24 protein-coding genes and 1 tRNA gene are annotated in these 26267 nt (G+C 45.4%); 17 read left to right on the top strand and 8 right to left on the bottom strand.

The features are described from left to right. Positions 1 to 18 precede the first annotated feature (18 nt). Complete coding sequence (locus LEP1GSC047_RS09545; protein WP_010418799.1) at positions 19 to 2562, bottom strand: methyl-accepting chemotaxis protein; 2544 nt, start codon at positions 2560 to 2562, stop codon at positions 19 to 21. Positions 2563 to 2663: 101 nt separating this feature from the next. On the opposite strand from LEP1GSC047_RS09545, the gene LEP1GSC047_RS09540 reads away from it, so the two are divergent. Then, positions 2664 to 3692: a metallophosphoesterase gene (locus LEP1GSC047_RS09540; protein WP_010418803.1), complete on the top strand. Its 1029-nt coding sequence runs from the start codon at positions 2664 to 2666 to the stop codon at positions 3690 to 3692. On the opposite strand, the gene LEP1GSC047_RS09535 is transcribed toward LEP1GSC047_RS09540, so the two are convergent. Then, on the bottom strand, positions 3689 to 4813 hold the full coding sequence (locus LEP1GSC047_RS09535) for a tetratricopeptide repeat protein (RefSeq protein ID WP_010418807.1): 1125 nt from the start codon (positions 4811 to 4813) through the stop codon (positions 3689 to 3691). The two genes, LEP1GSC047_RS09540 and LEP1GSC047_RS09535, sit on opposite strands and share 4 nt — an antisense overlap. Positions 4814 to 5173: 360 nt before the next feature. Here LEP1GSC047_RS09535 and ilvB point away from each other — a divergent pair, with 360 nt between their 5' ends. Both ilvB and ilvN read left to right on the top strand, forming a co-directional pair. Beyond that, the gene (gene ilvB, locus LEP1GSC047_RS09530) at positions 5174 to 6883 is read left to right on the top strand and encodes a biosynthetic-type acetolactate synthase large subunit (RefSeq protein ID WP_010418810.1); all 1710 of its coding nucleotides are present in this window, start codon (positions 5174 to 5176) and stop codon (positions 6881 to 6883) included. Continuing rightward, entirely contained in the window at positions 6880 to 7359 is a 480-nt protein-coding gene (ilvN, locus tag LEP1GSC047_RS09525; protein WP_010418811.1) for an acetolactate synthase small subunit, read from the top strand. Before ilvB ends, ilvN begins: the two co-directional genes overlap by 4 nt. A 295-nt stretch (positions 7360 to 7654) precedes the next feature. Here the strand turns inward: ilvN and hemW are convergent, their stop codons facing one another. Both hemW and LEP1GSC047_RS09515 read right to left on the bottom strand, forming a co-directional pair. After that, on the bottom strand, positions 7655 to 8851 hold the full coding sequence (gene hemW / locus LEP1GSC047_RS09520; protein WP_020988784.1) for a radical SAM family heme chaperone HemW: 1197 nt from the start codon (positions 8849 to 8851) through the stop codon (positions 7655 to 7657). Between the two features lies 1 nt (position 8852). Then, the gene (locus LEP1GSC047_RS09515) at positions 8853 to 10616 is read right to left on the bottom strand and encodes a glycoside hydrolase family 3 protein (RefSeq protein WP_039934753.1); all 1764 of its coding nucleotides are present in this window, start codon (positions 10614 to 10616) and stop codon (positions 8853 to 8855) included. A gap of 132 nt (positions 10617 to 10748) precedes the next feature. On the opposite strand from LEP1GSC047_RS09515, the gene LEP1GSC047_RS09510 reads away from it, so the two are divergent. Continuing rightward, a complete protein-coding gene (locus LEP1GSC047_RS09510; RefSeq protein ID WP_010418819.1) occupies positions 10749 to 11429 on the top strand; it encodes an arylesterase in 681 nt (226 codons plus the stop codon). A gap of 103 nt (positions 11430 to 11532) precedes the next feature. Continuing rightward, the gene (locus LEP1GSC047_RS09505; RefSeq protein WP_020988700.1) at positions 11533 to 13689 is read left to right on the top strand and encodes a molybdopterin oxidoreductase family protein; all 2157 of its coding nucleotides are present in this window, start codon (positions 11533 to 11535) and stop codon (positions 13687 to 13689) included. Here LEP1GSC047_RS09505 and LEP1GSC047_RS09500 read toward each other — a convergent pair. Then, positions 13686 to 14762 carry a HesA/MoeB/ThiF family protein gene (locus tag LEP1GSC047_RS09500; protein ID WP_010418824.1) on the bottom strand — a complete coding sequence of 359 codons (1077 nt, stop codon included), beginning with the start codon at positions 14760 to 14762 and terminating at the stop codon, positions 13686 to 13688. The genes LEP1GSC047_RS09505 and LEP1GSC047_RS09500 overlap by 4 nt on opposite strands. A 160-nt stretch (positions 14763 to 14922) precedes the next feature. On the opposite strand from LEP1GSC047_RS09500, the gene LEP1GSC047_RS09495 reads away from it, so the two are divergent. The 8 genes from LEP1GSC047_RS09495 to clpX all read left to right on the top strand — a co-directional run bounded on the left by LEP1GSC047_RS09495 (position 14923) and on the right by clpX (position 20856). Beyond that, the gene (locus tag LEP1GSC047_RS09495) at positions 14923 to 15867 is read left to right on the top strand and encodes a radical SAM protein (protein ID WP_039934587.1); all 945 of its coding nucleotides are present in this window, start codon (positions 14923 to 14925) and stop codon (positions 15865 to 15867) included. Between the two features lie 3 nt (positions 15868 to 15870). Beyond that, positions 15871 to 16113: a MoaD/ThiS family protein gene (locus LEP1GSC047_RS09490; protein ID WP_039934585.1), complete on the top strand. Its 243-nt coding sequence runs from the start codon at positions 15871 to 15873 to the stop codon at positions 16111 to 16113. Further along, complete coding sequence (locus LEP1GSC047_RS09485; RefSeq protein WP_010418832.1) at positions 16114 to 16554, top strand: molybdenum cofactor biosynthesis protein MoaE; 441 nt, start codon at positions 16114 to 16116, stop codon at positions 16552 to 16554. It abuts the gene before it with no gap. After that, entirely contained in the window at positions 16538 to 17149 is a 612-nt protein-coding gene (gene mobA / locus LEP1GSC047_RS09480) for a molybdenum cofactor guanylyltransferase (RefSeq protein WP_010418834.1), read from the top strand. The genes LEP1GSC047_RS09485 and mobA overlap by 17 nt, the downstream gene beginning before the upstream one ends. A gap of 333 nt (positions 17150 to 17482) precedes the next feature. After that, a tRNA-Gly gene (locus LEP1GSC047_RS09475) sits at positions 17483 to 17554 on the top strand. Positions 17555 to 17586: 32 nt separating this feature from the next. Then, on the top strand, positions 17587 to 18972 hold the full coding sequence (gene tig, locus LEP1GSC047_RS09470) for a trigger factor (protein WP_020988643.1): 1386 nt from the start codon (positions 17587 to 17589) through the stop codon (positions 18970 to 18972). Next, positions 18969 to 19565 (top strand): ATP-dependent Clp endopeptidase proteolytic subunit ClpP, encoded by a 597-nt coding sequence (clpP, locus tag LEP1GSC047_RS09465; protein ID WP_010418838.1) that lies wholly within the window; start codon positions 18969 to 18971, stop codon positions 19563 to 19565. Before tig ends, clpP begins: the two co-directional genes overlap by 4 nt. Before the next feature lie 19 nt (positions 19566 to 19584). Next, positions 19585 to 20856, top strand: a complete 1272-nt coding sequence (clpX, locus tag LEP1GSC047_RS09460) for an ATP-dependent Clp protease ATP-binding subunit ClpX (RefSeq protein WP_010418841.1) — start codon at positions 19585 to 19587, stop codon at positions 20854 to 20856. A gap of 44 nt (positions 20857 to 20900) precedes the next feature. Here the strand turns inward: clpX and LEP1GSC047_RS09455 are convergent, their stop codons facing one another. The 3 genes from LEP1GSC047_RS09455 to LEP1GSC047_RS09445 form a co-directional block, all read right to left on the bottom strand. Next, positions 20901 to 21287 carry a DoxX family protein gene (locus tag LEP1GSC047_RS09455; RefSeq protein ID WP_010418843.1) on the bottom strand — a complete coding sequence of 129 codons (387 nt, stop codon included), beginning with the start codon at positions 21285 to 21287 and terminating at the stop codon, positions 20901 to 20903. Between the two features lie 215 nt (positions 21288 to 21502). Beyond that, positions 21503 to 22306 (bottom strand): twin-arginine translocase subunit TatC, encoded by an 804-nt coding sequence (gene tatC / locus LEP1GSC047_RS09450; RefSeq protein ID WP_010418845.1) that lies wholly within the window; start codon positions 22304 to 22306, stop codon positions 21503 to 21505. A gap of 74 nt (positions 22307 to 22380) precedes the next feature. After that, positions 22381 to 22620 (bottom strand): Sec-independent protein translocase subunit TatA/TatB, encoded by a 240-nt coding sequence (locus LEP1GSC047_RS09445; protein WP_010418846.1) that lies wholly within the window; start codon positions 22618 to 22620, stop codon positions 22381 to 22383. Between the two features lie 86 nt (positions 22621 to 22706). On the opposite strand from LEP1GSC047_RS09445, the gene LEP1GSC047_RS21630 reads away from it, so the two are divergent. From LEP1GSC047_RS21630 to LEP1GSC047_RS09430, 4 genes are read left to right on the top strand one after another with little or no spacing between them, the layout of a single operon-like run. After that, positions 22707 to 22895: a hypothetical protein gene (locus LEP1GSC047_RS21630; RefSeq protein WP_146036898.1), complete on the top strand. Its 189-nt coding sequence runs from the start codon at positions 22707 to 22709 to the stop codon at positions 22893 to 22895. A gap of 4 nt (positions 22896 to 22899) precedes the next feature. Further along, positions 22900 to 23709 carry a hypothetical protein gene (locus LEP1GSC047_RS09440; protein ID WP_010418848.1) on the top strand — a complete coding sequence of 270 codons (810 nt, stop codon included), beginning with the start codon at positions 22900 to 22902 and terminating at the stop codon, positions 23707 to 23709. 53 nt (positions 23710 to 23762) lie between these two features. Then, positions 23763 to 24077, top strand: coding sequence for a thioredoxin (trxA, locus tag LEP1GSC047_RS09435; RefSeq protein ID WP_010418850.1), 315 nt, complete (start codon positions 23763 to 23765; stop codon positions 24075 to 24077). A gap of 36 nt (positions 24078 to 24113) precedes the next feature. Beyond that, on the top strand, positions 24114 to 26264 hold the full coding sequence (locus tag LEP1GSC047_RS09430) for a cAMP/cGMP-dependent 3',5'-cyclic-AMP/GMP phosphodiesterase (protein ID WP_010418851.1): 2151 nt from the start codon (positions 24114 to 24116) through the stop codon (positions 26262 to 26264). Positions 26265 to 26267 lie beyond the last annotated feature (3 nt).

Here is a 26267-nt window from a genome sequence, read left to right as displayed (position 1 = left end):
AACGAAGCGTTTGCGGAATCAAAAATGAAAGTATTCCGAGTCCTTTTTGAGATCCTCCGCTAGATTCGCGAGTCCGACCGAGCTGGAACTCAGTTCCTCCGACGAGGCAGCATTGGACTGCGTCAGTTCGTTGATGTTCGATATCGTTCTCGCGATTTCCTCGATCGCCAATTTTTGCTCCTGAACCGCCGCTCGAATCGAATCCGACCGGCTCTTGACTTCGATACCACTTCGATTAACGGATTCGTTCCGTTTTAATTGCTCGCCCATAAAGGAAGACACTTCGGACATTCTATCGTAGATGATTTGGATATCGTGAATAATCCCGCCGATGACCGCCACGGTTTCTTTGATATTGCCGACTCCGATTCCGATTTCCGCTTCGTTGGATTGGATAATTTCCTCTATATCCTTAGTGCTATTCGCTGTTTTGTCCGCGAGTTTGGAAATTTCGTCCGCGACCACCGCAAATCCTTTTCCCGCATTTCCGGCCCTCGCGGCTTCGATCGCTGCGTTTAAGGCGAGTAAATGAATTTGCTCGGATATATTCGTGATAATTTCGATCACGCCCGTGATCTCATCCGAGCTACGCGAGATTTTTCCGATACTCGCGTTGGTCAGTTCGAGGGCTTTTCCGCCTTTTTTAGCGTCTTCCGTGATTCTCTTTACTTGTCCGAGAGTGTCCGCCACGTTTTGGGAAGTATCGCGAATCGATGCGGAAAATTCGTTCATCTCCCCGCCGAGACGATCCAGAAGTTTCACTTGCTCTTCCGTTTGGTGCGAGATGGAATCCATACCGGCGGAAATTTCCTCTATCGAGGCGGAAATTTCTTCCGCGGAAGCCGCTTGACCCTGGGCATTATCCGAAATCGACCGTAAAGTCGCCGACATTTCCTCCGACGAAGAGGCGAGGTTGGAGGAAGCGTCCGATATTTTACGAAGAACGTTCTTTACTTTTTTATTAAATTCGTTGATGCTAATGGACATTTCCCCGATTTCGTTCCGCGAAAACACCGAAATCGTATGTCCTAAATCCCCTTCGGCCATCTTCTCGATCAGGTCCCGGCTTTCCTTCAAGGGTTGTAGGTTCTTAGTCAGGACGAAATAGATCAAGGCGCCTACGAAAATCAATCCGACGAACGAGATCGCGATCATATAGAGGGCGGTGTTTAACGCCTGACCGGAAATCTCCTCGTTGTCCACGGTTACGAAGGATTTAAACCCGTATTTCTGATTCGTTTTATACATCGTAAACTTGAATATACCGTCTAGAGTGTACCGAACCGGTACTGAATCCACGCTCCCGGTAAAGGCGTCCCTAAATGAGAATTCTTGAATATTCTTGAGTCGAAACGAAGGGTTAATATGATTCAGGAAGGTCATCTTCGAAGACATGATTCCGGGATAGCCGGTCTTCCCGACCTTAATCGATTGCAGGATCCAGGTAGTCAGATCGCCGATTTTAAACGAGAAGACGACAAACGATTTCGGACCGTTCGGAATTTGTAACTCTTTTATATAAAGAAGTACCGGAGCACCGGTGGCCGATGAGGCACTGGGTTCGGTTAGAAATAATCCGTCTTTTTCCAGAATGACTCTTAATTCCTTCGGAGTCGGAAGGCCGAATCGATTCGCGTAGATTGCGGGTTCTTCGAGTAAGGTTCCGGTTGCGGACAATTTCCGATACTGGTCCGCCTCTTCCGTCCAAACGGCGATTCCTTCGAATTTTAAACTCGTTAACAAAAATCGATTCAAGGACTCGGACGCGTCCTTATATTGAAATCTCGATAATAGGAATAGTAGATTTCGATCTTCGATCACATCCTTCGCTTCCGTTTCGGCTTCTCGATAGAGAGTTTCCGTTAGAAGGTCGAGGGTTTGAGAGATGTTCTTCATTTGACCGAAATAAGCGGTTCGAATGGAGTTATAGGTCAGTTTGTAAACCACCGTCGATACCCCTATCGACAACACGAACACGATAAAGAAAAACGTTAAGGATAGGGTCCGATTTAAACTTAGCTTCACTAAAGAGCCGGAATCAATGGATCCGAACAGGTCCGTACGGCTTAAATCGTCCTTTAAACGATCCGTCGTCAGGTAATAATGCATCGCCAAACTGGCGGTAACGAAGAGAAGAATCCCGAAGAGATTGTAAATGTCCGCGCCTATTTCGGGAAAAAGATAATCGAAGAGAATGGCAGTGATAGCCCCTCCCGAAAACATTCGTAATCCGACCTCGATCGAGTGAATAAATGGAAGCCGGAATAATGCCTTCTGCGCCTTAAAGACGACCTCGCGATTTACGGCCCCGGTCTCGAATTGGTTTCTATAATTTAAGAGAGGAGAGAGTTTCCAACGAGTCGCAAAGAACGTATAGACGAGTAAGACCAAGGATACTAGAGAGGCGGAAAAAATCAGGCTTTGAGTTTGCCTATCATCTATTTCCAAGATAAGATAAAAAAGCAGAAGACTGATCGGAATTGCGATAACGTAAGCGGCTACTTCCGTAAATAGAATGAAACGAAGTATGAATCTGTTAATATCCTTACTAATTCCTTGCATGTGTCTTCCTTTTACCCGGTTGATTCATAGGATTTCCATTGTCGCATCGATCGAATCATTTCCGTCTCGGCGAAAAATCGGTCTTTGCATTTTAGACCCAAATGACTCACTATAAAATTTCTTTCTTGGTGGAATACAAGGAATTATTAAAGATACTTAGATATAATACTTTTAGGGTAATTCAATTGAAGGATCTCACTCTCGCTTTAATCGGAGACATTCATGGCTTTTGGACATCGGTCGATACCGACTATTTCTCACATAGCAAGTATGATGCGATTCTCTTTACGGGAGATTTGGGCACTTATAGAAAGGCGAGCGCTTACGGAATAGCGAAAGAAATTGCGGGGATTCGAAAGCCTTGCTATTTGATTCCTGGTAATCATGATACGACCTCCATCTTTCAGTTGCTGGTCGAAATCTTCTCACTGAATCCGTATTGGATGATTTTAGGTTTGCCGGCTCATCTGTACCGTTATTCTACCTTTCTTCGATTTTTGCGGGATGTAAAAGTATGTGAATATTCTCTCCACTCTGAAATTTCCGATCTTGCTCTAATTGGTGGACGTCCTCTTTCCATGGGTTCTCGTTTGAATTTTCTCCCGTTTTTGAAACGACGATTCGGGATTCGAAGTCTAGAAGAATCTTCGGCAAAATTGATTTCATTGTGCCGGGACTCGAAGGCAATCAATAAAGATATTTTAATATTAGCTCATAATGGACCCGCCGGTTTAGGGGAGCGAGCCACCGATATTTGGGGTTGCGATTTTCGGAAAGAAGAAGGCGATTTCGGAGATTCGGATCTTGCGGAATGTCTGGAGGCGGTTCGCGCGGAAGGCGGAAACGTAAGCGTGGTCGTAGCGGGACATATGCATCACCATGCCAAACGTTCCCTTTTGTTCCGAACCTGGAAGGTTCGAAATGGAGGAACCCTTTACGTGAACGCCGCAAGAGTTCCTAGAATTTTCAAGGATAAGGAAGGGAGAAGATGGCATCATCATATTCGACTCACAAGGACAAACGGGCATTGGGATGCCGAGGCGATTTATCTAAAGGACGGGAGGGAGGAAGTCCCTCTCCTTCCGAAAGAAATCGAAGAGGAGAGGACGCGGATCATGGAAGAGTCTTAGTTCTCCTGGGTGATGAAATCCAGCTTTGCCTTGACCTCTTCGTTTAAGGGCTGTTTGCGATGAAATTCTTCCAAAATTTTTACGGCGTCGTCTTTTTTGGAAACGTCGTAATATAATTCCGAAAGCTCGATTACAGGTCTCGGGTCCATCGGGAATTTTTTATGAAGATCTAGATAAATCTCTTCCGCCTTGTCTCTGCTTCCCTTTAGCTTAAGCGAGGACGCTTTTCCGAGAAGGGCAAAATAATCCTCTCCTTCGGAAAGAATCCGATTGAAGCACTCGAGTGCCTTATCGTATTCTCCCATTCCCCGGAGGCTGTCGGCGTAGCGATTGATAATGAGTTTATTGTCCGGATCGAATTCCAAAATTCTTTCCCAGAATTCGTTGGCTTTACGAAAATCTTTTTTACCGCGGTAGGATTCCGCTAATCCGTATAACGCGAAGAAATTTCTAGGATCCAAATCCGCCGCTCGACGGTAGTATTGTATCGCTTCGTCAAAATCCTTGATCTTCCGGTAGCTATTCCCGATCTCGGTCAGGATCTTTATGTTATCGGGCTGGATGACGAGTAGTTTTTCCCACCAATGAATGGCGTCTTTATATCTCTGGCAGGCAAAAAAGAGATGTCCTAATCCTACGATCACGTACTGATCTTTCGGATTGATCTGAAGGGCCTGCATATAATACACTTCGGATTCTTTGAAGTTCTTCAGTTTGCGATGCGCATCCGCAACTCGGCTGAGAATCGACGCATCGGTGATGGTTATATGTCGGTATTCTTCCGCGACTTCGATGACTCGATTGAGAAGATTCATTTCTCGATAGCAATTCATCAGGCCCATTAAGGAAAATTTATTGGAGGAATCTTCCTTGATACATCTATTATAGTATTCTAATGCTTGTTTGAATTCCTTGCGCTTGAAATGGAGATCCCCCATTCCGACTAATCCATAGGTGTTTGCCGGTTCTTTCGCCAAGAGTTCCCTGAGCTTGGATTCGGCTTTATCCCATTGCCTACTGTCCAAATAACGATATGCTTCTTTGGCCAGGTTTTTGATCTGCGCAAAATGCGAGTCTTCTTCTTCCTTTCCGACTTGTGTCTTTTCGATAGGTTCACTCATGAGACCGAACGTTCCTTTTTACATTTTGAACGAGGAGCATCAGGATCCTCATTCAATATTTTATTTAATATACTTGTTTGACGATTGAGTATAGATTTTCCGTTCGGGGAAATCCGTAAAGAATATTTGAATTAAGGAAAAAAAGATGAAATATGCCGTTTAGTCGTTCGTTAACTGACTTCACATAACTACAAAAGGTTAGAGCGTTGCTGAACGGGTTCGTTTCCGCAAGAGCGGTTTTCGATAGGAAAGTAAATCTCTCATTGCTCTGAAAGGCACTCTTACCCAGCGTTAAGATGACTGGGAACCTCTTGACAGGCCCTTGGCAGATCATTGAATGGACCTAGGGCGGGGGGAACAATGCCTAACAACGAAGGTAAAATAACCGGCGCAAGACTAATGGTCGAGCTACTGGAAGAATACGGAGTCGATATCGTATTCGGTTACCCGGGTGGGGCTATTTTGCCCTTTTACGACGAATTATATAAAAGTACAAAGATTAAGCATATTCTCGTTCGGCATGAGCAAGGTGCGGTGCACATGGCGGAAGGATACGCCAGATCAACGGGTAAGTTGGGAGTTTGCATTGCTACGTCCGGTCCTGGAGCAACAAACTTGGTCACGGGGTTGACTGATGCTAAACTGGACTCCGTTCCGATTCTGGCGATTACTGGACAGGTCTCAACCAATACGATCGGAACGGATGCATTCCAAGAAGCCGATATTTACGGGATTACGATTCCGATTACGAAATACAATGCCCTGATTAAATCGGCGAACGATCTAGCCAGGCATTTCAAAGAAGCTACTTTGATTGCAATGGGAGGAAGACCCGGCCCGGTCTTGCTGGATTTTCCAAAGGACGTTCAAACCGAACTCACGGATGTTCGACAAGCCGGAACCCTGAAAATCAATCCTCGTCATTATGAAAAGCCGAAAGTCTCCGGAGATCTAGAAGCTTTCGCCAGAGCTTTAAATACTGCGAAACGTCCTCTTCTTTATGTAGGCGGGGGAGCGATCAATTCTAACGCGCATCAGGAAATTCGAGAACTTGCCGAAAAAGGGAATATTCCGGTAACGACTACCCTCATGGGAATCGGAGCCTTTCCGGGAACTCATACTCTATCGATGGGAATGCTTGGGATGCACGGAACGGCTTACGCGAATAAGGCGATTTTGGAATGCGATTATATATTGAATTTGGGAGCTCGGTTCGATGATCGTGTCGCCAAACCGGGAGAGTTTGCGGAAAAAGCGGTACGTGCTCATGTGGATATCGATTCAGCGGAATTTAATAAACGTGTTCCCGTCGATTACCTACTTCACGGCGATCTACGCGACGTATTGAAGGCCTTGCTTCCGAAAGTAAAAGAGACCGATCGAAAAGAATGGGTAACATTCCTAAACGATATAAAGAAGAAGCATCCGCTTCAATTCGATGATTCGACCGATGCGATCAAGCCTCAGGGCTTTTTAAATCGTCTGCACGAAAAGACGCAAGGAAAAGCGATCGTTTCCACAGATGTCGGTCAACATCAGATGTGGGCTGCCCAATATTTCCTTTTTGACGAACCGAATCGGTGGCTTACATCCGGCGGTCTGGGTACGATGGGATACGGTTTACCTGCCGCGATCGGGGCTAAATTCGGAAATCCTGATAGAACTGTCATCTGTGTTTCGGGTGACGGCTCGATTCAGATGAATATTCAAGAACTTGCAACGATCGCCATGTATAAGAAAGGCGTAAAGGTCGTAGTATTCAATAATAACTTTCTCGGAATGGTTCGACAATGGCAGGAACTTTTTTACGAAGAGCGATTCTCCGAGTCGGAATGGAATTATAATCCGGATTTTGTGAAGTTAGCGGAAGCCTATTCGATGAAAGCCATGAGAATTTCGTCCAAAAGCGAGATTGAAGCGGCGATCGATTTCTTTTTGGAAGACGACGAGGCCTGTTTTCTCGAAGTGATGATTCCGGCGGAAGAAAAAGTGTTTCCGATGATTCCCGCAGGAAAATCCCAGAAGGACATGATAGAGTTTGCCGACTTGATCGGAACGCGTAAAAAATGAAGCATATTCTTAAGATTTTAGTTAATAATCACCCGGGAGTGATGAGTCATGTCTCCGGATTATTCACTCGCCGCAGTTATAATATAGATTCGATCGCCGTAGGCGTAACCGATCAGCCTGATGTTTCCAGTATGGTCATCGTCGTAAAAGGGGATGATTCGGTCGTGGAGCAGGTAAAGCGACAGCTTTTAAAATTGCCGGATGTCATCGACGTGGAAGATCTCGCGTATCATGATTGTATCAGTAGGGAGTTGGTTCTTGTGGTAGTTCGGAGCGACGATAAGAACCGGACCGAGATTATTTCCATATGCGAAGTCTTTCAGGCGAGGATTGCGGATTTGACTCAATCCTCCTTGACCATCGAATTTTCCGGTAATATCCGTCAGGTGAACGCATTCATCGAGATGATGCAAAAATACGGTATCGATGAGATTGCTCGAACGGGTCAGATCGCTCTTCGATACAGGTCAATGTAAGTGTTCAGAGGACTTTCAGAGGACGGAAGACAGAAGACTGAGGACAGAACATTGATGAGCAGGGTTTCCATCTTCTACAGGAAGATCCCTCCGTTATCAGTGGATTTTTCGTCTAACCCCGCTGCCTGCCCAACGTCTAGCAGCTTCTGTCTAGCGTGAGCAAAGCGAACGCGTCTGTCCTCAGTCCTCTGTCTTCTGCAGAGGACAGAACATTGATGAGCAGGGTTTCCATCTTCCCGAGAAAAATTCCTGTGTACAGGGGATCTTTCCTCTACCTCTATTACTTTTCCAACGTTTAGCAGCTTCTGTCTTCAGTCCTCTGACCTCTGTCCTCTGACTGCGCCAAATCCAGAATTTGAGTGTCGAGAAAAAGAACCGCTTCCGGCTTCCATTGGAAGACGGTTCCGTCTAACGTGCAAATACCGGAATCGGATTTCTCCCGCAATTTTTTTAGTAAACTAGGGGCTTTTTCGGGGATAAGCTTTAGAAATTCATCAAGTTCCACCGGGAGAAACACTCGAAATAGGGATAAAATTAACTCTTCGAAAGGAGTCGTAAGTTGATAGGCCATCGCCTGATTCCCTTTCAAATACGCGTTCGTATTTCTTGGGTTGGAATATCGGCCCGACGGTAAAAAACCGTGAGCTCCCGGGCCGATACCTAGGTAATATTCATAAGTCCAATATTTCATATTGTGTCTGGAGTAAAACCCCGGCCTGGAATAATTGGAGACTTCGTATTGCTGAAAATTTTTACGTCTCAAAATCTCCGGCAAATCTTTTAAAATTCTCTCCTGGATCTCCTCTTGCGGAGGCGGAAGTTTGCCCGAGATCACGTTTCTGCTATATTCCGTTCCTTTTTCTAGGGTAAGCGCGTATAGACTGATATGAGAAACTCCCGAAGAGAGGATCAGTTCTACGTCCGAATAGAATTCTTCCTCCGTTTGATCGGGAACTCCGAACATGAGGTCGGCACCGAAATTTTTTATTTTGGATTCGGATACGATTTCCAAAACCCTGGGATAACTTTCCGGATCGTAATAGCGGTCTAAGAATTTCAATGTTCTCGGCTGAAAGGATTGGATTCCGATATGAATCCGATTTACGCCCGCGTCGTTTAATTCGCGGAGTAGAGCCCCCGTTAAATCCTCCGGATTGCATTCCAAGGAAACCTCCACATTGTCAGCTAGGTCTGTATTGTTTTTTAGGAAGCGAAGGAAATCCGCGTATCGCTCGGGAGAGGCCTTGGACGGTGTACCTCCTCCGAAAAAGACGGTGTCGAAAGAAAGGCCCGAATGATCGGGATGCAAGCTCAGCCGGGAAAGGACCTCCTGTTCATATTTACGAAATAAATCTTTTTCTAAAGGAGAAGATTCAAGTCCGATTCCCTCCGAATAAAAATCGCAATAGGAGCATTTCTTAATGCAAAAAGGGTAATGTACGTAGATTCCACTCTTCCCCGTTTTTTTTATCGTAGGGAAAGGCGGATCCAAATTACGGATTTCCTCGGGCAGCCTTGACGTCTTTCTCTTTTATGCCGGTCTTTAATACGAGATCGACTTTGGGAATTTCCTCTTTTCTTTCTAAAATGGAGTAGAGTAGAGCCTTTTTGGATTCGCTGGTAGGCGAAAAGGAAAAAAGAATTTTAAGATTAGGAAGTTCCGGTAAATGCAAAAACGGAGTTCCATAGTGTAAGACCACTATCTCGACTTGCGGAAATTTTTTCGCGAGACTCCCGGCCGAATCCAAATCGACTTGTACGGCCCCGGTTACGACGACTCTCTTTCCTTTACCTTTTTCTAAAGCGTTCGGAATTTGTGAAAAATTCAGATTTTGTAAAGACCTTGCCACTAACTCGGCGGAAAATTCGGAACCTTTGACGGCAAATATAGTCTCCGAAAGCGGAACTGTCGTGGGATTATAGGAATTCGGATACGAAACGATGGATTTCCGACTCACGTCCCTATTCAGTTCCGGCAGGTTCCAGTTCACGCTCAGGGACTCACGACGAGCCGATTGGTCTTCATAATATTTACGTAATGTTTCGGGAATGTCCTCGCTCAGAATATCTTTCGCTCTTCCTTCCTTTTGTTTTTTGGAAAAATCCCAGACGATTCCGTGTTTTAGTTTCAGCAAGATTTGTCGTTTGGCGGCTTCTTTTAATACGTCCTTCCCGTCTCTATGAAGGGTTCCCTTATTATAGGCCTTTAGGATTTTTTCCTTCATATCCAGGGTGGTTTTTCCCCAACTGGTCATCAGGATGATATCGGCTCCCGCAAGTAGAGCTAACACTCCGGGATCGTACGCTTGGTAGTGTTCGTCGATCGCGTCCATTTCCATCGCGTCTGTGATGACGATTCCTTTGAATTTGAGTTCTTTCCTAAGAACGTCCGTCAGGATTCTGGAGGAAAGAGTCGCGGGAAAATCGGAATCGATCTTAGGATAGACGATATGAGCGCTCATGACGGCTTCGGCTCCGTTATCGATCGCCGCCTTAAACGGGATTAATTCGAAGGAGCGAAGCTCTTCCAGATTTTTTTCGATTTTTGGAAGGCCCAAATGGCTATCTACATTCGTATCGCCATGACCCGGAAAATGTTTGATAACGGGAATGGATCCGCCTAAACGGGCGCCTTCCTCGTACGCAGCACCCGCGTTTAAGACCGTCTCGAGGTTACTTCCTAGAGACCGGGTGTTGATGACCGGGTTATCAGGATTATTATTAATATCTAAATCGGGAGCGAATAAAAAATTCAGGCCTAGTTTTCGAAGCTGGTAGGAAGTCACGAATCCTACTTTTTTCGCGTATTCTAGATCCTTGGTTTGCCCCAAAGCCATGGCCCCCGGAAATTGAGTCACTCCGTCCCGGACTCGAATGACTCGGCCTCCTTCCTGGTCTACCGAAATCAATAAGGGCAGGCCCGTTAGTTTTAGGGCCTTTTTTTGTAGGGAATCGTTCAAGGCGGTGATTTCTTCCCGATTTCCCAGATTTCTTCCGAATAAAATCACGCCTCCGGGAAGAATCGTTTCCAATTCCGTCTCGGCTAAGGAATCCAAAGTCGTTCCCGGAATTGCGACATGAATCACTTGCCCGACTAATTCCTGGGGACTGAGTTTATTTACGATCTCGTCGGCTTGACGAAGCATTCCTTCTTGGATTTCTTGGGCATGGAGTTCCGCACGATACTGTCCTAACCATTGGAGTGAAACTAGAAAAAGTCCGGCAAAAACGACTGCCAAAAAGATACGCTTGATCATGAAACCTAATTCATATCCGACTTGGTATCCGTAAAGCATTACTTGGCGACTTTCAATCGGGACCTTCCTTGAAAATTTTGTGTCTAAGAACAATCACGATATACTTGCTTTGAGTAAATTCGAGGAGGGTGAATGCTTCGCCGATTGAGAACCGTACGTTTCTATATTCTAATAATTGCCCTATGTTTCCACAGTCTCGGGATGCAAGCGGAAAAAGGGAAGGAACCTTCTTTGATAAACCCCCAGGAGCAAAAGGCGGGAAAGAAAATCCTTTTTTTTGGGGATAGTCTAACCGCCGGGTTCGGGCTGGATTCTCCCGATCAAGCGTTTCCGTATCTAGTCTGGAAAGAGCTTTCGAAGTCCAATCCGGGGCTTGCATTTACGAATGCCGGCGTGAGCGGAGATACTACTTCCGGAGGATTGGCCCGACTCGATTGGGTTCTTTCTTCTTCCTACGATATTTTCGTGTTAGAGCTCGGAGCGAACGATTCGATGCGAGGGGTTTCGCCGAAAGTTACCGAAGAAAATCTAAAATCGATCATCCGGCGAACGAGGGCAAAATATCCGAAAATTAAAATTCTACTCCTTGGGATGAGGACGTTTCCGAATTTAGGAAAGGCTTACTCGGATGAATTTCGTGCAATCTATCCTCGAATCGCGAGAGAAGAAAAGGTGGATCTGCTTCCGTTTCTTCTGACAGGGGTAGCTGCAGAAAAGAATTTAAACCAGAAAGACGGAATTCATCCCACTTCTGCAGGCCATAAGATAGTAGCCAAAACCGTACTGCCCTATATAAGGAAACTGGTTAACTAGTTGGGGTTACAAAGGATTCGAATTTAAGTTACGATTTAAGTTAGAAATGCTTGCCCTTCTTATCCGCTAAAGGTTACAATAGGCTCCGTTATACGGGGCAAATATGGGCGAAACACATTATAGATCTTGTACTTTATGCGAAGCGATGTGCGGTTTGCGGATCGAAGTTGAGGATCATGCCGTAGTCGCGATTCGAGGAGATAAAGAGGATGCATTTAGCCGAGGTCACCTTTGTGCGAAGGGCCCAGAACTGAAGAATCTGTATGAAGACGGAGACCGACTGAAGTACCCGATAAAGCGTACCGAATCCGGATGGGTTCGAGTTTCCTGGACGGATGCTCTTTCGGATATCGCGGTCCGATTGCTCGCGATTCAGGATCAATACGGAAACGACTCCGTCGCTCTCTATAGCGGAAATCCGACGGTTCATAATTACGGTTCAATGCTATTCGGACAAAGATTCGCAAACAGACTCAAAACGAAAAATATGTATTCGGCGACTTCGGTGGATCAATTGCCGCATCAGCTATTATCCTATTTTATGTTCGGGCACCAATTATTGGTGCCGATACCCGATATCGATCACACGAATTTTTTCCTAATTCTGGGCGGCAACCCTTTCGCATCTAACGGAAGTTTGATGAGTGTTCCCGATGTGAAAAAAAGATTGAAGGACATTCAGGAAAGGGGAGGGAAATACGTAGTTGTCGATCCGAGAAGGACCGAAACCGCCGTGCACGCGGACGAGCATATTTTTATCCGACCCGGTTCCGATGCGTTTTTCCTTTTTGCGATAGTTAACGTTTTATTTAAAAAGAATTTTGTAAAACCCTCCGATTTGGTTTCCGATTCCGATCTACGAACGATTCGGACCTTGGCGGAGGAATTTACTCCGGCTAAGGCCCAGGAAGTCACGGGAGTTCCTGCCGAAACGATAGAGAGAATCGCGACGGAGTTTGCAAATGCAAAAGGAGCGGTTTGCTATGGGCGAGTCGGCGTGTCGACTCAGGAGTTCGGCGCGATTTGTCAGTGGTTAATTAATTCCATTAACATTCTTACGGGAAATATGGACTCGCGCGGAGGCGCCATGTTCACTCTACCTGCGGTGGACGTGATCGATCCCAAGAGTGCGATGCGCACGTCTCCCGGAAGTTTCGATACGTTTCAATCCAGGGTTCGGAAATTACCCGAGTTTAACGACGAATTACCGGTCGCAGCGTTGGCGGAGGAAATATTGACCGAGGGCGAGGGGCAGATTAAAGCATTCGTGACTTCGGCGGGAAACCCGGTCCTTTCCACTCCTAACGGGGGAAAGTTGGAAAAGGCATTGTCGACTCTCGAATTTATGGTGAGCGTCGACTTCTATCTGAACGAAACTACGAAATACGCCAATTATATACTTCCCCCGACTTCGGCTTTGGAGCACGATCATTACGATTTGATCTTCAACGTGTTTGCCGTTCGAAATATCGCCCGGTATTGTCAGCCGGTCTTCGAACCCGAAGATGGAATGCTCCACGATTGGGAAATTTTTTCGGATTTAACGAAGCGCTTGGAACTATTGCGTTCGGGAAAATCGCTTCCGAACGAATTGATAAAAACCAAATTAACGCCGGCCTCAATCATCGACCACGCTCTTCGTTCGGGGCCTTACGGGTCGAAAGGAAAGCGAAATATCGATATGAGCCTCGAATTATTGAGGAACAGTCCGCACGGAGTGGATTTAGGTCCCTTGCAACCCTGCTTTCCTGAGCGACTCTGCACTGAAAATAAGAAAATTCATTTGGTTCCCGAGAGGATTCAGGCCGATATGAATCGACTTCGAAAAAGATTTCAAGAGTTAAGAGTTTCTTTCCAAGCGCAGAACGGTTTCTTACTGATCGGCAGGAGACATTTAAGAAATAATAATTCTTGGATGCATAATATGCCTAAATTAATGACGGGTAAGGATCGCTGCACCTTAATGATGCATCCCGAAGACGCGAGCTTGCTTGGAATTAACGAAGAGGAGGAAGTTCTGGTCGAGTCTAGAGTCGGAAAAATCTCGATTCCGGCGGAATTGACCGACGATATGATGCGCGGCGTGGTCTGCATTCCTCACGGATTCGGACACGGAAAGGAGGGAACTACTTTGCATGTCGCGGCTCAGTTCGCAGGCGCAAGCATTAACGATTTGACCGACGATCAAGCGCTGGATGAACTTTCCGGGAATGCCGCATTTAGCGGGATTCCCGTTTCTGTCCGGCGCAAAACCGCTTAAGGATTTTTTCCGGCGAGAAGAGAATGAAGGTTTCTTCTTCCACCTGCGAGGGAATAAATATCGGGAAACATTTCCCGTAAAAGTTCCGCGGCCCGTACCGATCGTGATCCGGATTCGCACACAAGGACCAAAGTCGTTTCCGAGGATAGTTTCGGTTTTTCTCCCGAAACTATCCTGCTGAGAGGAAGTCGGATCGAGTCCTGAATGGGGATCGCATTCTGCTCTTCTTCTTCGCGGACATCCATTAAAATTATTGCATGTTTTTCCCGTCGATTCAAATAATCTTCCGGCGAAAGTTCTTTGATGAAATCGGTATGAGAAAATGATTCTCCCGCGGATCCACAGGTCGGGCAGCTTGGATCCGACTTGATTTTGCTTTCGTAAATAACGGGAGACTCCCATTCGAGCAAATATAACGAATCGGAGGATACCGAAGCCGGATCTAGGAGATAACGAATTGCGAGGGAGGCCTGCTGTAATCCTGCCAAAGCCGTTTGAATTCCCAAAACGCCAGCATCGGCGCAATTTAAGGTTTCGTTCTCGGCTAAGTTCGGATATAGACAGCGATAACAAGGTTTTCCCTTCGGGGAAAACAAAGAAAATTGAGCGCTGGTTCTGTAAACGGATGCCGTGACCAAAGGCTTCCCGGCACGAAAGCAAAGGTCGTTGATCGCATACTTAGACGGGGAGGTGTCGGTACAATCTAGGATAAGATTCCAATCGTTTAAAAACTCGGGAGGGATCGTCCGGGAAAACGAATCCGAAAAAAGTCGCGTAACCAGATTCGGAACCCTGGCTATCAAAAATTCGGAAGTGACCTCCGTTTTTAGTCGCCCGATATCGGAAAGGGTAAAGGCGGTTTGTCTGTGTAAATTCGTCAATTCGACCCGGTCGAAATCCATCAGACCAAGCCTTCCTATACCAGCCGTTGCTAAATGAAGTGCAACCGGAGAACCTAAGCCGCCTAGACCGACTATCAAGACGGAAGATTCCAGAAGTTTTATCTGGCCTGGCTCCCCGATTGCCGGAACCCGGATTTGTCGCGAGAAGAATTTTCTTTGCTCCGAGTTCATATAGAATATATGTTCCATTAGCTGCGAATTCGCAACTCATTTTGTTTGAACGTTAAACCGACCCGCCGAATTTCCCACTTATTTCGAATTAGATTATTCCCCACGATTCTATTTTAGCTTCCAAGTTTTCGTATGAAGAGTAAGATAGGTTTTGCAAATCATGAAGGCCCGGAAATTCGAAGTATTACGAGTGAGCGTGACATCTTCCTGCGGATTTGGGTGTGTGTATTGTGCGCCCGGAGGAGGCGAGAATGAGATACCCGGTCGCCAATATAAACCGACGGCGATTTTTCTTTCTCCGGAAACGTTTCGAATAAAGCTGAATACTCTAAGGGATCAGCTGGAGATTAAGGAAGTTCACTTAACGGGCGGCGAACCGACCAATCATAAAGGCCTTCCCGATTTGATTCGAGTCGCGGTAGACCAGGGTGTTCCCGAGATCGCATTGACTTCCAACGGTTTTTTTGCGGACGGTTTGATCCAAACGCTAAAGAATTCCGGATTAACCCGAATGAATTTTTCTTTGGATTCCTTATCTCCGGTGGGATTTTCCAGAATTTCAGGAAAAGAATTATCCGTGGGAAGACTTTTACGTAGAATCGAGGAGGCGATTTCGGTTGGACTCCAGGTAAAATTGAATAGCACGATCGTAAAAGGTTATAACGAGGACCAAATCGTGCCCTTATTAGAATGGGCAGGGTCGAGACGGATTCCTATTCGATATTTGGAATTAATGAAAATGGGACCCTTGCAGGCCGACCATTCCGATCTCTTTTATTCCGCGGAGGAAATCCGCACAAGAATTGGGGAAAAATTCTCCTTCAATTCCGTCGAGACTCCATCGGAATCCACGGCAAGATATCACCAAACCTTCGAGGGATTCATTTTCGGTATCATAGCCAACCATACCGAACCTTTTTGCGAAGGTTGCAATCGACTCAGGATGGACGCCAACGGTAGAATATACGGTTGCTTGAGCGATTCCACTTCGTTTCACCTGCCTAACGATAAGATCGGGGCGGCCGAAGCGCTGGAATCGGCGATGCTTACGAAAAAAAATCATTTTACCGGAAGCGAATTATCCATGAAATACATCGGGGGTTAAAGAGTGAAGATAGAGCTACTTTGCTTCGCTGCAATGAAGGATTTTTTTCCCGCTAAGGAGAGCATCGATTCGGAAACGATCCGGACGATCGCGGATCTACGTTCCGAACTCGAATCGAAAAACCCGCTTTCGGCTCCTTTGCTCCGAATCAGTCGTTTCGCGGTAGACCAAGTGATCGTAGGTGAGGACCATTCCCTCGCGGATGGGCAGTCGGTTGCGGTTTTACCTCCATCTAGCGGAGGTTAAATGGCCTTCCTTCAGGAACTTTCTTATATCAAATCCCATCCCTTGGAACTTCCCCGCGAGGTCCCCGACCTGCCTGAAACAGGAGGTTTGGTTCTGTTTGCCGGAATCGTTCGAAATATCAATGAGGGCAAAAAGGTCAGGTATCTGGAATATGAGGCGTTTCCGGAGATGGCCGATAAAATGATTCGAGCCATATTGGAGGAAGCGGGAAAGAAATGGGACCTGCGGTATCTTGATTGTCAACATCGGTTAGGCAAATTACAAATCTCTGAAATAGCCGTGACCGTAGTGACCGGCTCGATGCACCGGGAAGAAGCCTACGCGGCTAATCGCTATATAATCGATCGAGTAAAGCACGAGGTTCCGATTTGGAAACGCGAATTTTTCGAAGACGGAACGTCCGAGTGGTCCCAGGGTTGCCGGCATGGCCACCAACATTGATTCTGTCGGAGTCGTACTGGCCGGCGGATTTAGCTCGAGAATGGGAAGAGACAAGGGTTTGCTTCCCGTCGGAACCGGGAAATATTTTCTTACAAAATGCCTTCGTAGATTAAGTTTCCTATGTATTCGAACACTTGTCTCGGTACGCTCCGATCAGATTTCCGAATATTCCGCTTTTGTTTCAAAGGAAAACCTGGTCTGCGATTTGCCGTTTTCCTTCGGCGGGCCCTTGGCGGGCTTGTTAAGCGTCTTCGCTTTTTGCCGAGAGAACCATATAAGATCGCCCTTATTAACTCTCCCTGTCGATATGCCTTTCGTTCGAGTGCGGAGCCTGGCTAGAATCAAGGAGGCCGGGGAACTCGCTTCTCAAGGCGCGTTCTATTGTGTAAAAGGGGAATTGGAGCCGATTTGCGGGCTATTTCCTTATTCTTATTTGGAGGATTGGATGCGGGAATGGGAGGAAGGTTCTCTTTCAGAGACTTCCCCTAAATCGAAACTTAAAGATAGAAATTCGGTTTTACTGGATCTTCCCGAACCGGAGGAAAAATTCTTTAAAAACATCAATTTTCCTTCGGAGTATATTCGAATTCAATAATACTCTTTTCTTCGACCCCTTTCCCTGCAGAATCATGAAGGATCGTTTTTGTTCCCGATTCCATGCCGGATATTCCGCACATTCGAAAGTACGGGATATTTTTAGCTGGAAGTAATTTGTTTCGGATTCAGCGGAAGTCTGCCTTATTTTATCAGATAGTAAAAATCGACTAAAAAAAGTCGATTGCCGAGTTCAATCCTTGACTTCGTATTCCGATTTGTCTTCCGACGACTCCATTTTAGGCCCTTTTTTCATTTCAAATTCCCGCTAATTTCAATGTAAAAACCTGTTTACAGGTCGTTCCGGGCCAAAATTATGGTTTTTACCAATCGTGCGGGAATAGCTCAGTGGTAGAGCACCTCCTTGCCAAGGAGGGGGTCGCGGGTTCGAATCCCGTTTCCCGCTTTTTCTTTTTTCGCCTTTCGGCGCCTCAATCCATGGAATTCAAGACAAAGAAAAACCCAAACGCATCCGTAGAACTCAAGCTCACCTTCGACAAAAGCGATCTAGAAAAGGCTTTTGAGAAAGCGTACATTCAAAAACAAAAGGAACTCAAAGTCCCCGGCTTTCGACCCGGTAAAGCGCCTTTACCGATGGTAAAGCGTCACCTGGGCGACTCCGTTGCTAGCGACGCGATTAATATCCTTCTTGTAGATTCCGTCGACTCGCTAAGAGAACGGCTGGAGCATAAGATGGTCCGCTTTCCGAAGTTTACCGTCGAAGATTATGTTCCGGAAAAAAGTCTCGTAGCGACCGCAGTTTACGATACCGAACCGGAAGTGAGCCTCGGTAAATACAAGAAGATCAAAATCAAGCTTCCCGAAGTCAATATTACCGAAGAAGACCTCCAGGAAGAGCTCGAAGGTGTAAGAAAACAGCTCGCCCGTAAGCTTTTAAGAGAACCGGAAGAAGCCGCGCAAGCGGGAGACACCGTCGATATGGAGTTTATCGTAACCGAAGAGGGTAAGGAATCCCAGAATGCAAAGAACGGGTCCAGCGATTATAAATTAGGGGATGCTAATAACCTTCCCGGCTTCGACGAAAATCTATACGGTATGAAAGCCGGAGAGCCTAAGAATTTTTCCTATACCTATCCTCAAGATTATCCTAGAGAAGATCTGGCAGGTAAGTCGATTCAATTTGAAATGACTCTCAAAGCCATATACAAGGAAGTCCTTCCGGAATTGGATGACGACCTTGCGAACGAGTATGACGGTTCGGAATCGTTAAGCGCTCTGAAGGAAAAATTTAAAGAGAATCTTCGTAAGAATTATACGGAAGGCGTAAAAGCCAAAAAGTTGGAAGAAGTATATAAGGAGCTTGTGGAAGATTCCAAATTCGTCTTTCCCGAGTCTTATCTTTCGGAGGAATCCGAGCATGTTTATCGGAACATGATGAGAGATATTATGGGTCGGGGGCAGGGAGCGCAAGTTTCCGAAGAGCAGATTCCCTCCATGGAAAAATATGCCGAAATGGTAAATAAACCTATGGAAGAAATTCGAACCTCCTTTTCCGGTATAGCAGAAAACCGACTCAAGGGTTATTTTGCCCGTCAAAAGCTGGCTTCCCTAGAAAATATCACCTTATCCGAGGAAGAATTCTCTAAGGAATTAGCCGATCTTGCGTTAAGATATGGTATGGTTGAAGCCGATTTTAGAAAAGAATTGGAAAAAGGTAAACTTCTCGAGACTTACCGGGACAATTTTTTGTCAAAAAAGATAGACGATACGCTGTTCGAGCTTGTAGAAAAGAAATACAACGAGAAGATGAGTATCCGACAACTTAAGGAATTCCTGTCTAAAAAGGAAAGTGGAGGAGTATGAGCGTAATTCCAGTCGTCATAGAGCAAACAGGTCGTGGAGAGAGATCCTACGATATTTATTCACGTCTTCTAAAGGATAGAATCATTTTCCTTGGGAATGCGATCTCTGACGAGTACGCGAATGTAGTGATTGCTCAGCTCCTCTTTCTCGATGCTGAAAATCCCGATCGAGACATATATCTCTATATCAATTCTCCGGGCGGTTATGTTTCCTCCGGGCTTGCAATTTACGATACGATGCAATATATTAAGGCGGATGTTAGGACTCTTTGTGTGGGGCAGGCTTCCTCGATGGCCGCGCTGCTTTTAGCCGGTGGGGCCAAGGGAAAGCGTTCGGCGCTTCCTCATTCCAGAATCATGATGCACCAGCCGACGGGAGGCGCAACCGGCCAGGCCTCGGACATAGCGATTCAGGCAAAAGAAGTTCTAAAGCTTAAAGAAATTCTGAACGGTCTTTATACGAAGCATACCGGCAAGCCTATAGAGCAAATCCAAAAGGACACCGAACGCGATCTTTATATGACCGCAGAGGAAGCCCAAATCTACGGCATTATCGATTCCGTGATTTCTATAGAACGCAATACTAAGAATTAATAGAGAAAGGATAGGCATCGTGGCAAAGAAACCGACGGGAACCAATGGCAAACAAAAACTGTTTTGTTCTTTTTGCGGAAAAGAGCAAGATTCGGTCAAACGTCTTGTTGCGGGTCCCGGCGTTTATATCTGCGATGAATGCATTTCTCTCTGTAACGAAATCATCGCGGAAGAGCCGGAACAGGAAAAGGAACGTACGGAGCTCTTGGGCGAAGTCCCCAACCCGGCGGCTATAAAATCGATACTAGATCAGTACGTGATCGGACAGGATCATGCTAAGAAAGCCTTATCCGTCGCAGTTTATAACCACTATAAACGGATTTATCTGAAAGATAAGAAAGCCGAAATAGAATTAGAAAAATCGAATATTCTTCTGATCGGGCCTACAGGATCCGGTAAAACCCTGTTGGCCCAAACTTTGGCTCGAATTATTAAAGTGCCGTTTGCGATCGTGGACGCGACTGCGTTAACGGAAGCCGGATACGTCGGCGAGGATGTGGAGAACATCATCCTGAAATTGATTCAAAACGCGGACAACGATATTAAAAAGGCCGAGATCGGCATCATCTATATCGATGAAGTAGATAAAATCGCACGCAAGTCGGATAGCGCTTCGATCACAAGAGATGTGAGCGGGGAAGGTGTCCAGCAAGCCTTACTCAAAATTATCGAAGGAACCGTAGCGAATGTACCTCCGCAAGGCGGAAGAAAGCATCCTCATCAAGAGTATTTACAGGTCGATACTAAGAATATCCTATTTATTTTAGGCGGAGCCTTTGTGGATTTGGATAATATCATTAAAACTAGAACCGGCGTCAAAACCATCGGGTTCGGGAGTGATGATAAGGAAGGGAAGCAACTGCGGGATGAAACGAAAGGAGAGATTCTCTCCCGGGTCATTCCGGAAGACTTAATGAAATTCGGTTTAATTCCGGAATTTATCGGTCGTATGCCCGTGATCGCCACTCTTCAAGATTTGAGCGTGGATATGCTCAAGAGAATCTTCAAAGAGCCTAAGAATTCGATTCTTCGCCAATATACGAAAATTATGGAAATGGAAAACGTAAAGCTTTCCTTCGAAGATGCGGCCATAGATCGGATCGCTCAGCTTGCGATTCAGCGCGAATCAGGCGCCCGGGGATTGCGGGCAATCGTCGAAAATCTTATGTTGGAACTTATGTACGAAATCCCTTCTAGAAAAGATGTCGAAGAAGTGATCATTACCGAGGATGCCGTAAACGGGATCAAACCTCCCGAGTTGATTCTGAAAAAAGAACCCAAAATCGCTTAAAGAATCGTTTCAGTCGTCACTTCATAAGCGATTTCTAGGTTTCCCTATTGGGAAGAGTTCTTTTTAAATAAAGGGTTACTATCCTTCGTAAGGTACCATTGGCTTAAAAACCCCAAAAGAGCGATCGTTGCGGAGATCGTTCCCACTCCAGCCTCTCCGGAATACCCTAGAACCGAGACATGGGCGGCCAATGCGCCGAGCATAATGCAGGAACCGAGACCGGCACCTGCCCATTGCGCTTTAGGAATGAAAATCAAAATAACCGTCAATAATTCTAAGCTTCCGGTAAAATATCTTCCGATCGGTTCGACACCTAGTTTAGAAAACGTTTCTATGGATTTTTCGGCGCCTGTGAATTTTAATAAGAAGGCCGGTATAAAGATTAGGGCGGTCAGTATCCTAAGTGTCCAGTTGAGAATGGTTATTTTCATATCTGCTCCTATTTTAACCAGAAGCATTCCTTATATTCATGAACTGGCAAGGTGATTTTAAGGCGCCTTGCGGAAAGTTTTCTTGCTCAAGGTTAATTCCGAACCGAACCGACCTCCAAGACCGAGGCTTTGCGGAACATCTTTTTGCCCGCGGCCGCTTTAGCCATCGTCCAAAATCTAAAACGGTCCTCCGCCGAAGTTTCAGGAACGAGTTTTCAATCTCTTTCGATAATTTTCATCAGGAGAATGGAAATTGCGAACAGGACCACGAGCGGAATGAATAGCATGAGCATCGAGACGACGTCGGGGCCGGGCGACAGAACGGCCGCAGAGACGGCCAATCCGAGAATCGCTTCCCGCCAATGAGTCAATAAGAATGATGATTTCAGAATTCCTAGGGCACTCATAAGAACTAGAACTACTGGCAGCTGGAAGGCCAAACCGAATATTAAATGTATATTAAAAAAGACATCGTAATATTCGTCGATAGGTAACTTCGTTTCGATGTCTAAGGGACGAAACGTTACCAGGAAAAGTTTTAGAAAATTCTCGAAGGCCTGGGTCCAACAAAGCCAGACCCCTAACCAGAATAAAAGGGTGGAGAAAGCGATCAGCGCTTTACCGAGTCTCGCAGTTTTAGATTCCAGGGCCGGGGCTACGAATCCCCATAAAAAGACGAGTGTAAAAGGAAAACTTAAGAGCAACGATACCATGAAACTCGTCCGAAGATAAACCATGAACGGCGCCATCAATTTGATCTGATAAAAAGTCGCCGATTCTCCCAGGACCTTTTTATAAGGACGGGTAAAAACTTTGTGAATTTCTTCTCCGAAAAATAGGGAAACTATAAAGAAGACCGAAAAAACCAGGATCGTTCTAAGAAGAACAAGCCGCAATTCCTCAAGGTGTTCCCCCAAGGTCATAAATTTTTCCTTATCTCGCGTGACTGCTTCCTGATCCGGAGTCGGATTCGGAATTTCTGCGGCTCTGTCCTGAAGTTTCTTTTTTTTAGCGGGCATTCCGAGGAATCCGATTCAGTTATTAATAAGAGATGATAACCGCAGAGACCGCAATCTGCCTCTACGGCTTTATGCTAGGCGGACTTTTTAGACTTCTTTGTGGATTGAGTCGTTTTAGTCTCAGGCTCCTGGATTTTGGGGGCTTCGCTTTCCGGATCCCCGGAGATCGATTTGCGGAATTGTCGAATTCCATCCCCTAAATCCTTAGCAAGCGAGGGAAGTCGCTTGCCTCCAAAAAGTAGGAGTGCTAAAAACAGGATAATGAGGATTTCCGGCCAACCTAGGTTCCCGATGAATGCCAATGGTAAATACATGGATCTTCCTCCTTTGTTAGGATTTCCCGCCGGTTTTATATGTCAAATAGATAGTAGTAAGGAACCGATAATTCTAGGAGAGCCTATTGGGACCAAGGAGTTTGGAAATGAGAGTCGAACCGCCGGTTTTTGATGCGATTTATTCCGCTCCACCCGTTATTCAACCGGGTTCGGAAGCGGCCAGGGAAGACGAGGATAAAAAGGAAGACAAGACCCAAAATTCCGATTATATGTATGCACTTTCCACAGGCAGCATTATTAACGTGCAGGTATAAATAAATGGCCTTAACCAAGGAACAAAAGCAGGAATTTCAGGAAAAGCTTTCGGACTTCCGTGCGTATTTGGATGATTTAAAAAAGGAAGGAAATCTTCTTAAAGCGCAGTCCCGGAAGGATGCGAAAATGGAGCCTTATTTCAATATAGCGCTCTCATTGAATTCGATCAAGAATATCAATACCTGCCTACTGATTAACGAAATCTCGGTGGCGATTCTGGATCTGAAGTCGGATACGTATTTGAACCAGGGGAGAAAGGAAATTTATAACGCGATCTCCTTTATGGAGAAAGTAGTCGGCTCGGATTTTGAAGGAAGTTTGGCGGAGAATAAGGATCTTCTTGTCAAAATTCCGGAATTTAATCCGCTTCAGAGATTGAATTATGTTAAGGGACTTCGTCTTTCGACTAGTAAAACGATCGAAGCGTTCGGATCCAATTCGAAGTGGAAGTGGAGTTTTCCCGAAATCCATTTTAAAATAGCCATTCTTAGTAAGAATCTTTTTGACTTCAGGGCTTTCGAGAAGGAAAGAGACTTGGAGAACCCGTATTATTATCCCCGTCAAGAACACTATAACCTGATTTTGGAACTGTGTAACTTTGCAGCCCAAGAATATCGGGCAAAATTCGATTTATCTACGCAGGATGTAGGCGATCTTAAAAAGTCCATCGTTCTTTTGGAAGTAAACAGGAAAATTCTACAGATAACAGGCGAAACGGAAGATCTCGGCAAGACGAAAACTTTGATAGAATCCTTAAAAGAAAAAGTGGAATCTCTCGAAGCCGAGAAGGAAAAGAAGAAAAAGAAGAAATAGACCCGTCCTATTTGTTATAAAGAGTGGGAAAAAAAGGAGTAGAAAACAAACCCATGGCATTGTCCGAAATCAACGACGCAACTTTTAATACTGAAATCTCCGGTGGAATGGTCCTAGTGGACTGTTGGGCAGAATGGTGCGGCCCCTGTCGAATGGTCACCCCCGTTCTCGAGGAACTTTCGAACGAACTTACCGACGTTTTGAAAATCAAGAAATTGAACGTGGACGATAACCAGGATACGGCTCAAAAATTAGGAATCCAATCTTTACCTACATTACTTCTTTTTAAGGAAGGACAGTTAGTCGATAAGATCATAGGCGCGTTACCTAAGGCGCAGATCAAAAATTTTATAGAAAGGCACAAATAAAATACGCTTCTGAGAGCGATTCGTCGGGAATCTTTCATGCTAAAAGAACAGTCTAGGGAATATATCGAGCTTCAACGTGGAGGCTATCTCGTTGAAACGAGCGAGGGCTTTTTTCAAATCGGGTCGCCTCCCGAAACCATCAAGGATACGATGGCCGAGAAAAAAACGCCCCTCGTTTTTATTTTGCCTAACAAGTTCTTTCATGTAGAAAAGGGAATCAGCACCGCAGAACTGGAATTTCCCATTTATTTCAATTTCTTCCTTCGCCAAAGAAAGACCACGATCATTTGTACCGAGGAACAACGGAAACAGCTTATCACCGTACTTAAAGAATCTTTAATGGGTCCGGAAGAGATTAATTTGGAGTCGGAATATTTGAACGGAGCCGAGTCTTTCGGATTTCCGGATATGAAGGCGGAGATGGCCTACTTTCGAAGCTATAAGGGCTTGGATGATGTGGTCGATTTTAAGGTTTTTGCTTCGGACGATATGGTCACGCTCGGTAAAGTAATCGTTCATAAGCTTCCTTCGGGCGATTTTCGAATTACGGACGGAAACAAGGAAACGGAATTACCCGGAGAAGTAGGGTTCAATATAAAATACGATATTGGCGCTCGACTGAAAGAGCCGTTTCAGCCGCCTCTATTAGGAATTACTTGTTTAGGTCCTTCGCATGGATTTGATCCCGAGGATAATACTTCCGGCTTTATCATTTGGTTGAATCATCAAGGAATAATGGTGGACCCTCCCGTCAATTCGACCGAATGGCTGAGGAGTTCCAACGTAAATCCGAAATTGATTAATCACGTAATTCTAACGCATTGTCACGCCGATCATGATGCGGGAACTTTTCAGAAAATCCTGGAAGAAACTAAAATCACCATTCATGCTACCGCGACGGTAATGGAAAGTTTTCTCAGAAAATATTCCTCCCTTACCAAGATCCCGAAAAAGGAACTGCTGGAATTATTTAATTTTCAACCGATCATTATCGGAAGACCGTCGATGATCATGGGGGGAGAATTCAATTTTCATTATGCACTGCATTCCATTCCGTCGGTAGGGTTCGAATTCTTTTTTCAAGACCAGTCTTTCGTTTATACTTCCGATCATTTGAACGAGCCGGAAATTCATGATAAAATGTATAAGGACGGGGTTCTGCCGGAATCGCGCTGGAAGTTTCTAAAGCAGTTTCCTTGGGACCGAAGAGTGATCTATCACGAAGCGGGAATTCCTCCGTTACATACTAGAATCAGTTATTTGGCGAGTTTGCCGTCCGAGGTTCAGGAAAAGATCACAGTGTATCATATTGCCCGGAAGGACATGCCTCCCGGAACTAAATTGAATCTTGCGAAATTCGGAATTGAAAATACTCTATATCCGGAAATCACTCCTCCCAAGCATATCGAAGCATATAACCTGCTGGATATCCTGAGCCAAATCGATATCTTTAGCGGTTTTGCGATCGAAAAGGCGAAGGAATTTTTACTGATCGTAAGAGAGGAGAGATATAAGCGCGGAGATCATATCATTCGAAAAGGCACGTTAGGCGATAAATTTTATATTATTGCCTCGGGCAACGTGAAATTCGAAGGTCTAGAAACCTCATCCGAGCAAGTCCCGGTGAAGCGGTACGGTCAATACGAGTATTTCGGCGAGGCGTCCTTGGTGTTGGATTTGCCGAGAGCGGCTGACGTATATGCGGAAACCGACGTGGTCGCGCTCACTATAGACAAGAACAAGTTCTTACAATTTATTCGAAACACCGATCTTCGCCAAAACTTAATTAGACTGAACAGTATTCGGGACAGTAACTCCTGGCAGACTCTTATAGAATCCCGTCATTTTAAGGGATTGACCAGTCATCAGGTGACTCAATTGGAAATGATCATGAGACTTTCCAAAGTGAACGCTGGTTCAGTGCTAATCGACGAAAAATCGTTTTACCACGAAGCTTATATTATTCGTGATGGAAAAGTAAGCGTTTATCAGAACGGTAAAAAACTCGCCGATCTAACCAACGGAGACTTCGTCGGTGAAATTTACGCGATTTCTAAAAAACTGGCCGCGAATTACACGTTCACTGCCGAGTCGGAAACTGAATTGTATTCCATATCTCAGAACGAGCTGATCCAGTATATAAAGAGAAATCCGGGCGTTTACATGAGAATGAACACCGTCTACTAATTA

It is taken from the genome of Leptospira inadai serovar Lyme str. 10 (assembly GCF_000243675.2).
Taxonomy (GTDB): domain Bacteria; phylum Spirochaetota; class Leptospiria; order Leptospirales; family Leptospiraceae; genus Leptospira_B; species Leptospira_B inadai.
This window is presented reverse-complemented; position numbering and strand designations above follow the sequence as displayed.